General features: G+C 62.0%; 18 protein-coding genes. 10 read left to right on the top strand and 8 right to left on the bottom strand.

The window, feature by feature from the left end; translation table 11 throughout:
- Positions 1–933 carry a VOC family protein gene (locus EN851_RS14695; protein WP_135917189.1) on the bottom strand — a complete coding sequence of 311 codons (933 nt, stop codon included), beginning with the start codon at positions 931–933 and terminating at the stop codon, positions 1–3.
- Between the two features lie 225 nt (positions 934–1,158).
- On the opposite strand from EN851_RS14695, the gene EN851_RS14700 reads away from it, so the two are divergent.
- A complete protein-coding gene (locus EN851_RS14700; protein ID WP_135929505.1) occupies positions 1,159–2,718 on the top strand; it encodes an alkaline phosphatase family protein in 1,560 nt (519 codons plus the stop codon).
- Between the two features lie 29 nt (positions 2,719–2,747).
- Here EN851_RS14700 and EN851_RS14705 read toward each other — a convergent pair whose 3' ends face one another.
- Positions 2,748–4,034, bottom strand: coding sequence for a PRC-barrel domain-containing protein (locus EN851_RS14705; RefSeq protein ID WP_135929506.1), 1,287 nt, complete (start codon positions 4,032–4,034; stop codon positions 2,748–2,750).
- Between the two features lie 250 nt (positions 4,035–4,284).
- On the opposite strand from EN851_RS14705, the gene EN851_RS14710 reads away from it, so the two are divergent.
- Positions 4,285–5,205 carry a diacylglycerol kinase family protein gene (locus EN851_RS14710; protein WP_127278578.1) on the top strand — a complete coding sequence of 307 codons (921 nt, stop codon included), beginning with the start codon at positions 4,285–4,287 and terminating at the stop codon, positions 5,203–5,205.
- 29 nt (positions 5,206–5,234) lie between these two features.
- On the opposite strand, the gene EN851_RS36290 is transcribed toward EN851_RS14710, so the two are convergent.
- Positions 5,235–5,408 (bottom strand): hypothetical protein, encoded by a 174-nt coding sequence (locus EN851_RS36290; protein ID WP_189343577.1) that lies wholly within the window; start codon positions 5,406–5,408, stop codon positions 5,235–5,237.
- 155 nt (positions 5,409–5,563) lie between these two features.
- Between EN851_RS36290 and EN851_RS14715 the strand changes: the two genes are divergently transcribed.
- Complete coding sequence (locus EN851_RS14715) at positions 5,564–7,096, top strand: HWE histidine kinase domain-containing protein (RefSeq protein ID WP_127872057.1); 1,533 nt, start codon at positions 5,564–5,566, stop codon at positions 7,094–7,096.
- Between the two features lie 27 nt (positions 7,097–7,123).
- On the opposite strand, the gene EN851_RS14720 is transcribed toward EN851_RS14715, so the two are convergent.
- The 3 genes from EN851_RS14720 to EN851_RS14730 form a co-directional block, all read right to left on the bottom strand.
- Positions 7,124–7,588, bottom strand: a complete 465-nt coding sequence (locus EN851_RS14720) for a hypothetical protein (protein WP_135929507.1) — start codon at positions 7,586–7,588, stop codon at positions 7,124–7,126.
- Positions 7,589–7,597: 9 nt separating this feature from the next.
- On the bottom strand, positions 7,598–7,924 hold the full coding sequence (locus tag EN851_RS14725; RefSeq protein WP_127872059.1) for a DUF883 family protein: 327 nt from the start codon (positions 7,922–7,924) through the stop codon (positions 7,598–7,600).
- Positions 7,925–8,050: 126 nt separating this feature from the next.
- Positions 8,051–8,812: a Crp/Fnr family transcriptional regulator gene (locus EN851_RS14730; RefSeq protein WP_127872060.1), complete on the bottom strand. Its 762-nt coding sequence runs from the start codon at positions 8,810–8,812 to the stop codon at positions 8,051–8,053.
- A gap of 150 nt (positions 8,813–8,962) precedes the next feature.
- Here EN851_RS14730 and EN851_RS14735 point away from each other — a divergent pair, with 150 nt between their 5' ends.
- Complete coding sequence (locus EN851_RS14735) at positions 8,963–9,343, top strand: response regulator (protein ID WP_245464483.1); 381 nt, start codon at positions 8,963–8,965, stop codon at positions 9,341–9,343.
- A 43-nt stretch (positions 9,344–9,386) separates the two neighbouring features.
- Here the strand turns inward: EN851_RS14735 and EN851_RS14740 are convergent, their stop codons facing one another.
- Complete coding sequence (locus EN851_RS14740) at positions 9,387–9,938, bottom strand: RNA polymerase sigma factor (RefSeq protein WP_010911883.1); 552 nt, start codon at positions 9,936–9,938, stop codon at positions 9,387–9,389.
- Between the two features lie 3 nt (positions 9,939–9,941).
- Positions 9,942–10,145 (bottom strand): NepR family anti-sigma factor, encoded by a 204-nt coding sequence (locus EN851_RS14745; protein WP_127280183.1) that lies wholly within the window; start codon positions 10,143–10,145, stop codon positions 9,942–9,944.
- Between the two features lie 222 nt (positions 10,146–10,367).
- Between EN851_RS14745 and EN851_RS14750 the strand changes: the two genes are divergently transcribed.
- From EN851_RS14750 to EN851_RS14770, 6 genes are all read left to right on the top strand, one after another.
- Positions 10,368–11,162, top strand: a complete 795-nt coding sequence (locus tag EN851_RS14750; RefSeq protein WP_135917187.1) for a response regulator — start codon at positions 10,368–10,370, stop codon at positions 11,160–11,162.
- A 208-nt stretch (positions 11,163–11,370) separates the two neighbouring features.
- On the top strand, positions 11,371–11,535 hold the full coding sequence (locus tag EN851_RS14755) for a DUF1328 domain-containing protein (protein ID WP_027031438.1): 165 nt from the start codon (positions 11,371–11,373) through the stop codon (positions 11,533–11,535).
- 163 nt (positions 11,536–11,698) lie between these two features.
- A complete protein-coding gene (locus tag EN851_RS14760) occupies positions 11,699–12,733 on the top strand; it encodes a sensor histidine kinase (RefSeq protein ID WP_135929508.1) in 1,035 nt (344 codons plus the stop codon).
- A 132-nt stretch (positions 12,734–12,865) separates the two neighbouring features.
- On the top strand, positions 12,866–13,042 hold the full coding sequence (locus EN851_RS36295; protein WP_189521847.1) for a hypothetical protein: 177 nt from the start codon (positions 12,866–12,868) through the stop codon (positions 13,040–13,042).
- Positions 13,043–13,147: 105 nt separating this feature from the next.
- The gene (locus EN851_RS14765; RefSeq protein WP_127280182.1) at positions 13,148–13,474 is read left to right on the top strand and encodes a hypothetical protein; all 327 of its coding nucleotides are present in this window, start codon (positions 13,148–13,150) and stop codon (positions 13,472–13,474) included.
- Positions 13,475–13,557: 83 nt separating this feature from the next.
- Positions 13,558–13,803, top strand: a complete 246-nt coding sequence (locus tag EN851_RS14770) for a YMGG-like glycine zipper-containing protein (protein WP_027141909.1) — start codon at positions 13,558–13,560, stop codon at positions 13,801–13,803.
- The last annotated feature ends 31 nt before the right edge of the window (positions 13,804–13,834 follow it).

The raw sequence follows: 13,834 nt of genomic DNA on the forward strand, positions 1-13,834 counted from the left end.
TCAGCCCTCCAGCTTCTGCAGATGCTGTTCGAGATAGGGCCGCAGGTGCTGATGCTGGGTGGGCAGCTTCAGCGCCTCGCCGAGATGGGCGGTGTCCTCATCACGGTCGAAGCCCGGCTCGTTGGTGGCGACTTCGAACAGCACGCCGCCGGGCGTGCGGAAATAGATCGCCCAGAAATAGTCGCGGTCGATCACCGGCGTCACGCCATAGCCTGTATCCATCAGCGCTTTGCGCACTTCGAGCTGCTTGGCGCGGTTCTCGACGGCGAAGGCGACATGATGGACGGAGCCGGCGCCGAGATCGGCGAAGGGGGCCGTCGGCAGCGATTCGATGTCGACGACATCGGCGCCGTTGCCGTTCTTGACGGCGAGCCGCCTGACATTGCCTGACTTGTCGACCTCCTCGTAGCCCATGAACTTCAAAAGCTCCTCGGTGGCGCCGCCATCCTTCAGCCTCAGTGAAACCGAATGAAAGCCGCGGATCGCCTCGTCAGCGGCAATGCCGCCCTTCACCCAGGGCGCTCTGGTGTCGGCCTTGTCCTCGACGAGGGCAAAGCCGTCGCTGTCCGGGCCGTCAAATCTGAGCCGTTTCTGGCCAAAACTTTCCTCGCGGGCGACATTGGTTACGCCTTCGTCGGTGAAGCGTTTTTCCCAATAGGCGAGCGTACCTTCCGGCACGGAGTAGACCGTCGTGCCGACTTCGCCGACGCCATGGCGGCCCTTGCCGATGTTGGGAAACGGAAAATAGGTCATCACCGAACCCGGCGTTCCGACCTCGTCGGCATAGTAGAGATGGTAGACATCCGGCGCGTCGAAATTGACCGTCTTCTTGACCCGGCGCAGGCCGAGCTTGTGGGTGAAGAAATCATTGTTCTGCCGTGCATCCCTGGCCATCGAGGTGACGTGATGCAGGCCCTTGATCTGGTCGAGCATGTCTTTGCTCCTTCCCTTGGTGTTTGTGCGGCCCTCGCCGCTGTCCACGCCAATATGAGGACACGATCTGTTGGGGCAAAGGCCGCAAACACAGAATGGACTGTGCTGTAAAAGTGAACAGTGACAAGAAACTCGTTCACCATTCTGCCAACGGCCCTGGCCTTGCGCGGCTGATGGAATCGGTTCCATGTGCGCATTCGAACGTGCTGGGAAGGGGTAGCGCAAGTGACTGGAAAAGGCAGGCGGCCAAATGTCCTCCTCATTACCTGCGACCAGTGGCGCGGTGACTGCCTGTCGACTGCCGGCCATCTCCAGGTGAAGACGCCGAATGCCGATGCGCTGGCCGCCGAAGGTGTGCTGTTCAAGCGCCACTACGGCGGCGCGGCTCCGTGCTCGCCCGCGCGCGCCTGCCTCTACACAGGCCTCTATCAGATGAACAACCGTGTCTGCCGCAACGGCACGCCGCTCGATGCCCGCCACGGCAACATCGCGCTTGCCGCGCGCAGCGTCGGTTACGATCCGACCTTGTTCGGCTATACCGACGTGTCGCTCGACCCGCGCCAGCTGGCACCGGGTGATCCACGATTGCACAGCTATGAAGGCGTGCTGCCCGGCTTCACGGTGCGCCAATTGCTCCCCGAACATCAGAAACAGTGGCTGTCATGGCTGAAGCAGCAGGGCATCGATGCCAGCGCTGGAAGTCCTGATATCCATCGCCCCGTGGGCGAGGCGGACGGCGCGGTGACTGAAGCGCCACCCGTTTACTCCAAGGACCAGACGCCAACGGCCTTCCTTGCCGGCGAATTCATCCGCTGGCTGGGCGAGCAAGAGGAGGCCGCGCCATGGTTTGCCCATCTTTCCTTTATCAGCCCGCATCCGCCCTTCATTGTGCCGGAACCGTACAACACCCGATACGATCCGGCGGACGGCCCGGCTTTTCACCGTGCGGAAAGTTGGCGAGCCGAATCTCAGGGCCACCCCTACATCGCCTATGATCTTGGCCGGCAAAACCGCGCAAGGTTCCGCCCCGGTGCCACGGGCAAGGTACACGACTGGAGCGAGGATGATTTCCGCCGCATCCGAGCCATCTATTACGGCATGATCTCCGAAGTCGACGCACAGCTCGGCCGCCTCTGGCAAGCGCTGAAGACCGAAGGCGCCTGGGACAACACCATCATCGTGCTCACCTCCGACCACGCCGAAATGATGGGCGACCATTTCATGCTGGGCAAAGGCGGTTATTTCGACGGCAGCTATCACATCCCGCTGATCATCCGCGATCCCCGCCATCGCAAGGCCGCTGGCAGCACTGTCGATCGCTTCACCGAAGCTGTGGACATTTTGCCTACGCTCATCGACCTGCTCGGCGTGGCTCCCGAACCGCATCTTGACGGGTGCTCGCTGAAACCCTTCCTGAGCGGTGGAACGCCCGCCGTTTGGCGCGACGCCGCGCACTGGGAGTTCGACTTTCGCTCGGTCGCGGACGGTGAAGCCGAACGGCACTTCGGCCTTACCTCGCGCAAGTGCAACCTCGCTGTCATCCGCACGCAGAAATTCAAATATGTGCATTTTGGCGGGGGCTTGCCGCCTTTGCTCTTCGACATGGAGAACGACCCTGGCGAATTGAAGAACCTCGCCAGCAGTCCGGCACATCGCTCCACCCGCCTGGAATTCGCCGAAAGGCTGCTTGCCTGGCGGGCCGAACATCTCGACCAGTCGCTTGCACTCTCGGAACTGACGGAAAACGGGGTGACTGGATACGCAAGGTCGCAGGCAGGGCGGTAAGGGATGTCCCTTGCCGCCCGTTTCCTTGCCTATCGAACGATCAGACGCTGCTCGTCGCGCTTCTGCGCGTAGGAGCCCTTGTCGTAAGCCGCTTGCTTCTCGAGCTGCTCCTTGGTGAAGGTCGTGTAGAGGTACTTCTTGCCGTCCTTGTCGGTCATGAACTTCAAATTATCCATGCCAACCGCGACCTCCTTCGAACCGATGCCGAGGAAGCCGCCGACGTCGACGATCACAGCATCGGTTTTCTTGTCGGGCGCCAGCACGACATCGCCGATCTCGCCGACCTTGGCGTCGTTGGCGCCATAGACTGTCGTGCCCTTCAGATCGTCAGCCCTGATCTCGCCAATCGGCATCTCCGTCAGCTTCGACTTGTCGATGGCCGCGGTCTTTGTCTGGTCGGGAGCGGTGGCGTCAGCCGGCGCCGCCGCCGTCTTGTCCGCCGGAGCGGCAGCAGGAGCCGTCGCGGTGGCGGGGGCGGTTGCCGCCGGCTCGTTCGATGCCGTCGTGGCCGGCACCGGATCATAAGCCTTGCGGTTGAAGTCCGGCTGCGCCTGCAGTTCTTCCTTGGTGGTCTGCGCAACCAGCCAGCGGTCGCCATTCTTCTGTGCCCACTGCGCCTTGGCGAAATCATAGGCGACGTTCTTCTCGCCCATGCCGAGGAAGCCGCCCACGCCAATAATCAGCGACTGCGCCTTGCCCTCCTTGGTCAGCACGATGTCGTTCACGTCGCCGATCTTCTGGGCGTCGTCGCCTGTGCCGTTGTAGACATTTTCGCCGATGATGTTTGTGGCCAGGTTGCCATCGGCCTGTTTCACCGGTTCCGCATTCGCCTCCGCCGGCTTCTGCGCGGTATCGGTCGACGTGGCCGGAGCAGTCGTCGATGCGGCCGGGACCGGCGCATAAGCCTTGCTGTCGAATTCCGGATGCGCCGTCAGCTCGTCCTTGGTCGTCTGCGCGACCAGCCAGCGGTCACCGTTCTTCTCGGCCCATTGCAGCTTGTCATAGTCAAAGGCGACGTTCTTGGTTCCGACGCCAAGGAAGCCGCCGACACCGATGACGACGGATTTCACCATGCCGTCCTTGTCGAAGACGACATCAGTGACCTTGCCGATATTCTCGGCATTGTCGCCAGTGCCGTTGTAGACGGTTTCGCCGATGATATTGGTGACGATGCTGCCCTCAGCGTGCACCACCGGCGCGGCCGGCTCCTGCGCCGCAGGCTGCTTCGCGGGGGCCGGGGTTGCAGTGCTTTGGGCGAAGGCACCGGTCGCGACCATTGTCGCAAGGGCGGTCGTGGCTAAAAGGGTGCGGATCATGATAGTCTCTCCTCGTGCTGATTTCGTGCACGCCGCGCCCGGTTGAACCGTCGCTGGGGAGATCGGACGCGGCATCTCTACAGGTTCACAACGTCGTGACCATGCTGTTGTTCCCACGAAGCGAATGCGCGCTACCCAGCTTCGAATCCGGCCTGGATTGCGGCGCAACCGGAACCTTTCCAAGTCCGCCGCGTTCAGCCTCCGGCTGGGCGCGTCCTGGTCAGGTTGTGATTGATCGGCGGAGCGGGGCATGAAATTTGCAGCGGTGCTGAACCGAGACGGCGGCACCTTGCGCACCACCGATATCTCGGCTTTCTCCGACCGGATGCGTCAGACGCTGGAATCGGCGGGCCACTCTCTCAGCATCGATATCGTTGCCGGCAAGGATGTCGTGGAAACCCTCGACAACGCCGTGTCGCGCCGCGCCGTCGATGTTGTGCTCGCCGGCGGCGGTGACGGCACCATCTCGGCCGCGGCTGCGAGGCTGATGGGCAAGAAAAAGGCGCTCGCCATACTGCCGGCCGGCACGATGAACCTTTTTGCGCGCGGCCTCGGCATTCCGCAGTCGCTCGATGCCGCGCTGAAATCCTTCGCCGACGGCGAAATCATCGCGGTCGACATGGCCACGGCCAATGGCCAGCCCTTCGTCCACCAGTTCTCGATCGGCATGCACGCCAAGATGGTGCAGTTGCGCCAGGGGATGGAATTCGGTTCGCGCCTGGGCAAGATCAGGGCTTCGGCCAAGGCGGCCTGGGCAACGATCAAGAACCCGCCGGCGATGAACGTCACGCTCGGCATCGGCGACGCCGAGGTGACGGCGCGCATATCAGGCATCGGCGTCACCAACAATCTGTTCGGCGAAGGCCATCTGCCTTATGCCGACAACCCTGCCGGCGGCGTGCTCGGCATCTATGTGACGGTGGCGCAGCAACGCGCCGAACTGCTCAAGTTCTTGTTCGACATTGCGCGCGGCAAGTGGCGCGACAACGAGCATGTCGAAATTCACCAAGCCGACCGTACGGTGCTGAAAATCCATTCCGGCGGCAGAAAGTTCCGGGCCGTGATGGATGGCGAACTGGTCAGGCTCGATCGTGAGACGACGATCGAAATCCATCCCGGAGCGCTCAACGTCCTGGTGCCGTCCAGCATCGCCGAGGCAAAGGCTGCCTGATGCGGTCTCGAACGACGAAAGCCAAAAAACTAGCCGCCCGGCGCGCTTCCTTGCTCGGTCGCCGGTGTCTTGGCCGCCCGGCCATAGATTTCAGCGGCACCCCAGGCCGCGAAGCTCAGGAGCAGCGCGGCGATCAGGATATACAAGACATGCCAGCCCCACCGTCCCTGACGCGCTTTGTTTTCGGGAATGATCTTGGTCATGATCGGCCCTTGTCTCGATTTGCGCCGGCTGACGCGGCCGGCAAAACATGGTCGGGTAACGGTTCCTCGCTAGGATGGTTCCAAGCAAGCCGGACCAGTGCCGGCGAAGAGACCAACAGGACGGCGGAAGTCGGGACTGGGCATTGGGGACTTGGGTGAGCAGCAAGGCGGAAGCAGCGCTGGGTCTGCCAGCCGAGGTCGCGCGCGCGGTGAAGGACGAAGACCGGCTCGCCGTGCTGCGTGGGCTGGAGGTGATCGATTCGACGATCGACGTGGATTTCAACCGCATCAGCAACCTCGCCGCGGCCGTAATGCAGGCACCGATAGCGCTGGTCACGCTTGTCGATCTCGAGCGGCAATGGTTCAAGTCATGCTTTGGCCTCGACGAAACGGAAACGGCGACCAGAATTTCCTTCTGCGCCCACGCCATCGCCGCCGGTGACGGCCCCATGGTGGTGACTGATGCGACGGCGGATCCCCGCTTCAAGAACAACCCGCTGGTCACAGGCGAGCATCATGTGCGCTTCTACGCAGGCGCACCGATGCTCGTGGCCGGCGCCAGGATCGGCACGCTGTGCGTGATGGATCGCAAACCCCATGTCTTTCCATCCAGCGCCACACTGGACCAGTTGACGATGCTCGCCGGTCTCGCCGGCAGCCTGTTCACCCTGAAGGATGCAACCCGCAGCGGCGCGATCGCCGAGGCCGCACTCGCGCGCGAGGAAAAGCGGCGCGCCATCGCCCTCGACGCGGCGTCGCTCGCCAGCTGGGCATGGGACATCCGCACGGACATGATCGAGTGCGACGTCAGGCTGTCCGAACTGTTCAACCTGCCGCGCTCGACGCGTTTGCGGGCGCGCGACATCCTGACCGCCATCGACCCGCGCGACGTCTATCAAACCGAAACCCGCTTTCGCGACGCCTTGACCGGCAGCGACGACTATTTCGGCGAATACCGGGTGAAAGGCTTTCATCCACCGCGATGGGTGGCCACGCGCGGCAGTGTCATCGAGCGCGATGGCGACGGCAAGCCGACGCTGATTTTCGGCGTCAACTACGACATCTCGGAACGCAAGCTTGGCGACGAACGGCAACGGCTGCTGCTCAGAGAACTCAACCACCGTGTCAAGAACACGCTGGCAACGGTCCAGGCGCTGGCGACGCAGACCGTGCGCCATGCCCGCCAGCCGAGCGAATTCCTCGAGGCCTTCCGCGCGCGGCTTCAGGCCCTGGGTATTGCCCATGGTCTGCTGTCCGACCGCGAATGGCGCGGCATCGGCATCCGTGAACTCGTCCAGATCGAGATCAAGCCCTTCGACACCGCCGACCAGCCACGCTTGACGATCTCCGGCGCCGATCTGTTGCTGTCGCCTGATCAGGCCGTCGGGCTCGGGCTGATCCTGCACGAACTGGCCAGCAACGCGCTGCAATATGGATCGCTGTCTGTTGCATCGGGCAAGGTTGATCTCGGCTGGAAGGCGCAAGGCAGGAAAGGCGACCGGCGCCTCGTTTTCACCTGGCGCGAAAGCGGCGGTCCTGAAGTTGCCCCACCCGAGCGGCACGGCTTTGGCTCGATCCTCATCCGGCGCAGTCTGGCCAAGGTCATTTCGAGCGAAGTGACCCATGAATTCCGGCCGGACGGGGTCTTCGCCGAAATATCGATGCCGCTGGAGGATCTGTCGGAGTGAGACGAGGCAGTCCAGATGCCCGACATACTACCCCTCGCCGGCATCATCCGGATGATCGGTGTCCGGCTTCACGTTCTCGCGGTAGATGGCATAGGCCGCCAGTGCCACGGCCGGACCAAGAATAACCCCTAGTCCGCCTTTTCCCTTCAGCAATGTCGGCAGCACGGCGAGCGCGGCCGTAATGCCGATCGCCTTCATGTCGGCTTTGCGCCGCCTTGCCTCGCGGCGGACCCGGGCGCCCGCCATCAGCCGGTGGATCAGAAGAACAAGGCCCGCGATCACCAGGAAGCCGACACCGAAACCAATCGCGGCAGCTAGCGATCCATACCGCACCGACGTCCAGATATAAGCTGCCCCGACCAGGAAGCCGAGGCCGCAGAATGCCGCCAACGCTGCAAACGCGTAGACGACGGCCGCCGTGCGCGCGCGCCGCACGGCGGCCATTGTTTCACCCGAGGCGACAGCCGAGAGCAGGGAAGCCAGCAGTCCCATCTCGGCGGACTAGCGACGCGCCAGCAGTGCGAACAGGAAGCCGACGCCAGCGGCGATTGCAAGAGACGTCACCGGCTTTTCGCGTACGCTTGCCACCATCTGCGCCTCAAGATCCCTGGCGTTGCCGCGCAGGCTGTCGAAGGCGGCCTCACCTTGGGCGCGCAGCTGTTCGACGCCTTCGGCCGCCGCCCGGCGCGCCGTGCCGTAGCCGTGTTCGCCGGTCTTGGCCAGCTGTTTGGTGAGCTTGTCGATATCGGCTTTCAACTGCCTGATGTCGGCTTCGAGATCCGGATTCGTCCGCGCTTCGTTGGCGGTCTTGCTTGCGGCGGTTGCCATTGCTTAACTCCTTGTGATTGCTCGATTTCAAACGCGCCGTGCGTCCCAAAGTTCCGATGCCCGGACAAACTAGCCGAAAACCCGGTCATGCGCACCCGATCCGCCGCCCTGGCAAGAAGTGCGGTGTCAGATCAATGGCCGGCGGCCCTCGCCCAGCCCCTCCCAGCCGGCGAGCTGCTTCAGCCCTTCATTGTCGACGACCCCGCACCCGCCGTCGCGCCAGACGATCAGCTGGCGATCCATCAGCTTGCGGATCGTCTTGTTGGTGTGAACCAGCGACAGGCCAAGCGTATCGGCGATGTGCTGCTGCGTGATCGGAATCTGGATGGTTTGCTTGCCGTTCAGTCCGACGACCTTGGCTCGGCTGGCGATGAAGGCGATAAGATAGGCGGCACGCTCGATCGCGCTGCGGCGGCCGAGACTGAGCAGGTTCTCGTCCAGCATGCGCTCTTCGCGCGACGCGATCCAGGTGATGTCGTAGGCGAGACCGGGATGGTTGCGGTAGAGTTCATGCAGGTTATCGCGTTCGAACACGCAAAGCAGCATCGGCGACAGGGCCTCGACGGAATGCTGCATCTCCCCCATGACGCTGCCTTGCAGGCCGATGAGATCGCCAGGCATGAGGTAATTGAGGATCTGTCGGCGGCCGTCCTGCAACAGCTTGTAGCGGAACGCCCAGCCGGACAGCACGGTGTAGAGGTGGGCGCTGTGGCTTCCTTCCACGAGAACAGTGGCACCCTTGTCGACCGTGAGCTCGCCCTTCTTGAATTTACTGATGAAGGCCAGCTCCGGTTTCTCGAACTCCCGGAACACCGGCAAGGGCCGTAATGGGCACTGCTCGCAAGGATATTGCCGGCTTGAAGAAGAGCGCCCGATCTGGCTTGGCATTTCGATCCCCCGTTGCGAAAGTCTGCCGTCGGCAGGCCAGTTTCACGCGCTTGCCCGAGATCGCTGTTTCGTCGCCGGCGCATGTCTTTTTTAAATGACAAGACACCAAATTGCGATCATGAATCCCGGCGTTTCAAGGAGCGATTGCCTGTGCCCCAATTACTTGACGGATTGCGCATTCTTGTCTTGGAGGATGAATTCCTCATAGCCATGGATGTCGAGCAACTCTGCCGTGACCACGGTGCGGGCGAGGTGGTGGTTGCCCGCGACCTGGCCGAGATCGACGGCCGTAAGGTCGCGACGCATTTCGACGCGGCCATTGTCGATCTGATGCTGGGCGGCGCTTCGACGCTCGAATTCGCCGCGGGCCTGCGGGAGACCGGCGTCCCGTTCGTGTTTGCGTCCGGCTACTCCGATGCGGACGAGATCAAGGCCTCCTTTCCCGGGGTGAGGCTGGTCACCAAGCCCTATTCAGGCGAAGACCTCGTTGAAGCGGTGGCGCTAGCCTACGGTCGCGGCTCCCCCGGCTAAGACTGACGCGACGGCACTCGAATTGCCGTGATGCAGCCGTATTTCAATGTGCCGCCGTGCCCGTGACCTGGGCGGAGATCGCATCGGGACCATACTCGTCCTCGCCGGAGATTTTCAGGATTTCCTGAAGGCGTGTACGAGCCCTGCTGACGCGGCTCTTGATCGTTCCGACCGCGCAACCGCAGATTTCGGCGGCCTCCTCGTAGGAGAATCCCGATGCGCCGATCAGGATGATGGCTTCGCGCTGGTCCTCCGGCAATTGCTCGAGGGCGCCGCGAAAATCCTTGAGGTCGAGCTGGCCGTGCTGTGCCGGATGCACCGCAAGCCGGGCCGTCATGATGCCGTCGCTGTCCTGCACCTCGCGGCCGCGCTTGCGCATCTGCGAATAGAATTCGTTGCGCAGGATCGTGAAAAGCCATGCCTTGAGATTGGTGCCAGGCTGGAAGCTCTCATGCTTGTCCCAGGCCTTGACCAGCGTTTCCTGAACGAGGTCATCGGCCTTGTCGGCATTCTGCGTCAGCGACACGGCAAAGGCCCGCAAGCTCGGGATTGCCCCAAGCAGATCGGTCTTGAAGCCTTGGGAGACCGCGGCCATGATCTAGTCCTTCTTCTGTGCGGGTTCGGCTTGTTCCAGTTGGCTGAGCAACTGGGCGAAGCGATCCGGCACATTGTCGGAGACCAGCTCGTCGTAATATTGTTTGAGTTTGCGTCCGATTTCGGAGTTCGGCCCCAGCGGGTCGCCGGCACCGTTCCGGCGCCTGCCCGCGGCGCCAGCCAAAATATCTTTCGTCATATCCTTCATTTCGCCCTTATAGTCCCAGCGCCCAAGCCGCCCATAACAACACAACACAAGGCAAGCGACACCCTCGTCTGGGTTGCCCATCCCGGTATCAAACGCCGTTTCCGTCTATTCGTTCCATATAGGCCGGAACTTTTTCGGAAAACCCGCGTTGTATTAGCGGGGCTTGCAACAAGCTTGACCTGCAATCCGTGCACTCGCGTCATCTGAGGGAGACGTCTTACCATGAGTTTATCCGCCACCATCGCACCGCACCTGCCGTTCCTGCGCCGCTTTTCGCGTGCCGTCTCGGGATCGCAAGAGAGCGGCGACGCGCTGGTCGCCGCGATGCTCGAAGCCATCATCGCCGACATCGAGATCTTCCCCGAGGCATCGAGTGACCGGATCGCCTTGTACAAGGTTTTCGCCAAGCTCTTCACATCGGTTGCCATCCGTGTCCCGCAGGAGCAGGCACAATCGGCGTGGGAACAGCGCGCGGCCGCCAATCTCAATGCCATCGCGCCGCTTCCGCGCCAAGCCTTCCTGCTGGTTGCCGTCGAAGGTTTCAGCGAGGACGAGGCGGCCGAAATCCTCGATGTCGGCGAACAGCAATTCTCCGAGTTGCTTGCCCAGGCAAGCAACGAGATTTCACGCCAGGTGGCGACCGACGTGCTGATCATCGAGGATGAACCGCTGATTGCCATGGACATAGAGGAGATGGTCGAGAGCCTCGGTCATCGGGTGGTAGGAACGGCGCGTACCCATGCCGAAGCGGTGACGATGTTCGGCAAGACCCGACCGAAGATGGTGCTGGCCGATATTCAGCTCGCCGACGGCAGCTCAGGCATCGAGGCCGTGAACGAAATCCTCTCCTCGACATCGGTGCCGGTGATATTCATCACCGCCTTTCCCGAGCGTCTCCTGACCGGAGAGCGCCCCGAACCCGCCTTCCTCGTGACCAAGCCGTTCAATCCCGACATGGTGAAGGCGCTGATCAGCCAGGCGCTGTTCTTCGATCGGCAGGCCAAGGCTGCCGCATAGATCGCGGCCTCCGGAAGCCGGACAAGATCAAAAAAAGGCCGCCGGATGCGACCCATCCGGCGGCCTTTTTTGACAAGCCGGATCGGCTACCGGGGAATTTCCAGCCGGCGCTGCCCGGAACGATTTGCAAGCCCCGTCTTTTTCGGCGAATGGTGGAACAAACCGCATCCACCCACGTTTTTATCGCATCATTCGAAGGAGATGAACCATGCTGTACTGGGCGCTCGTATTTCTCGTCGTGGCGATTATTGCCGGCGCGCTTGGTTTCGGCGGCATCGCCGGCACATCCGCCGGAATCGCGCAGATATTGTTCTTTATCTTCCTCGCTTTCCTGGTCATTTCGCTTCTGGCCGGCCTGTTCAAGAGGGCATGAGCCTGACGGCTCATCAGGTGAACACTGGAAGCCGCACCCCTCAAACGGTTTCCAGCCACCGCCGGGCGGGGTCCTTCAATGGACACCGTCCGGCGGACCGCTTTTAGGGGAACCCATTCGACAGTGAGCCGTTCAGCCTGAGTTGGGTGGACAGATTTGATCGATGCGCTCCAGGACTTCAGATAAAACGGAAGGCGCACGGAGCGATGAAGTCATCGCCATGCATCCGGCCGAAAGTGGCATGCAGCTTGGTCGGGCTCTTCTCCACGCGCTGCACAATGCCGGCATTTCCGTCCTTTACCAGGATCGCGAGATGAAGACCGTATGGGCCCGCAACATGCGCGCGCCCTGGGCTTCCGACGATGCCGACGGGAACGGCATCCTGCAGACGGCGCAGGCCGATCGCATCGGCGCCGCCAAGCACGATGTGGTCGCGACCGGCGATCCTCAGCGCCTTGAAATCAGTGTTCCGGTCGAGAATGGCGTCCGCTGGTTTCAGATTTGGGTCGATGCCGACCGAGGCGACGATGGCGATGTACAAGGCGTCGTCACCACCATGGTCGAGACGACCGAGCAGAAGCGGCGCGAACAGACATTGACGACGCTGCTGCGTGAAGTCAGCCACCGCTCGAAAAACCTGCTGGCGATCATCCAGAGCATCGCGACCCAGACCGGTCGTTATTCCGACGGCGTCGGCGACTTCCTGACGCGCTTCCGCGGCCGGCTGCAGTCGCTGGCGTCCTCCCAGGATCTGGTGACATCCTCCAACTGGCGAGGGGCAGCCCTTCATGAGCTGGTGGCGAGCCAGGTCGGCCGCTACGGAGCGAACCCATCGCACAGCCTGCGCTTCCGTGGCGCCAATCCCTACCTCAATCCCAACGCCGCGCTGCATATCGGCCTGGCGATGCACGAACTCGCCGTCAACTCCGTCAGCTATGGCGCCCTGTCCCGGCCTGACGGTTTCGTCGAGGTCACCGCCAACCTCGACGCCGCCGCCACGGGGGAGTTAGCCCTGTCTTTGACATGGGCCGAAACGATAGGGACCGACAACGATCGCGGCGGTCAAAAGCGATTCGGCAGCGTCGCCTTGGAGCGGGTGGTGCCAGCATCCCTGAACGGAACCGCGGACCTCAATATCGGCGGCGGCCACCTCGAATATCGCCTTGTCGTTCCGCACAGCAATTTCGAGACGCAGTGAGAGCCTCGGCAAGCAGCGATTCTTAACCGGCTATTCACCATAAGGGCGGATGCTGTTTTCCCGGATACCGCCGGAACCTGCCCCGCCGTCGGACATTGTTTGCAGGCTTGCAGCGCGATACCGGAGGATGTCTTGACAGTCGCCGACATGAACAGACTGGAACAAGCCGCACGTATTTCGATGGGCGAATTTCTGGAAGCCGAATCCTCCGTAGAAACACCCCCTCGAGCAGATAAGGGTTTGGCGAAGGGGCTCCTTCTTGCCTTGACCGTGACAATGTTGCTGGTCGTTGTCTGGCAGTCGACCTGACTTAGGTCCTGCCCTGTTGTCATCCAAGTATTCGCGTAACTCCCTTGGAAGGACAGGAACTTTTTGACGATGTTGGCCGTTATTGCGGCCAGAGGAACATCTGTCATGGAACACATAGCCGCGTTGTTACTGGTGATCGGTTGCTCGAACTCGATGGCCGAATGTCGGGAATTGCAGGTCCCAGTCAGTGTTTTTGCAACAGCCGACGAATGCACCGCTGAGCGCCCCTTCGCGATGGGCGACGTACAGGGACAGGCGCAGCATATCGTCGCCAAATGCCTCGCGGCCGACCCCGCGCTGGAGGACGACTACGATCAAATTGCCTGGAAGGTGCGGCCAGACGGTAGCCTTGACGCTTCGTTGGTGATTTCCAACCTCGTCATGGCATCGAACACGATCCGCCCAGAAAAAGACCACCTTAGCCAACAATAAATTTGCAGCAGCAAAGGCCATCGTTTCGTGCTAAATGGCGGTTGGAGCTTACTAAAGTGTGGACACAAGTGAGGAGTGACTCTATGCGGAAAATACTTATTGCCATGGTTGCGGTGGTTGCCGTCAGCGGCTGCACCACGACTGAGCAGGACGTCGTCGGCGGCGGCTTGATCGGCGCGGGCGTAGGCGGATTGGTCGGCGGCGGCAAGGGCGCGCTGATCGGCGCGGCCGTCGGTGCCGGGTCCGGCCTGCTGGTTCGCAACCTGCGCAACGGCTACTGCCAGTATCGCGATCATCGCGGCCGGATCTACACGGCCCGCTGCAACTAATTCAGCGATCGAAGCATTTCCAGGCGCTGTT

This window comes from Mesorhizobium sp. M8A.F.Ca.ET.208.01.1.1 (assembly GCF_004791315.1).
Classification (GTDB): Bacteria; Pseudomonadota; Alphaproteobacteria; order Rhizobiales; family Rhizobiaceae; genus Mesorhizobium.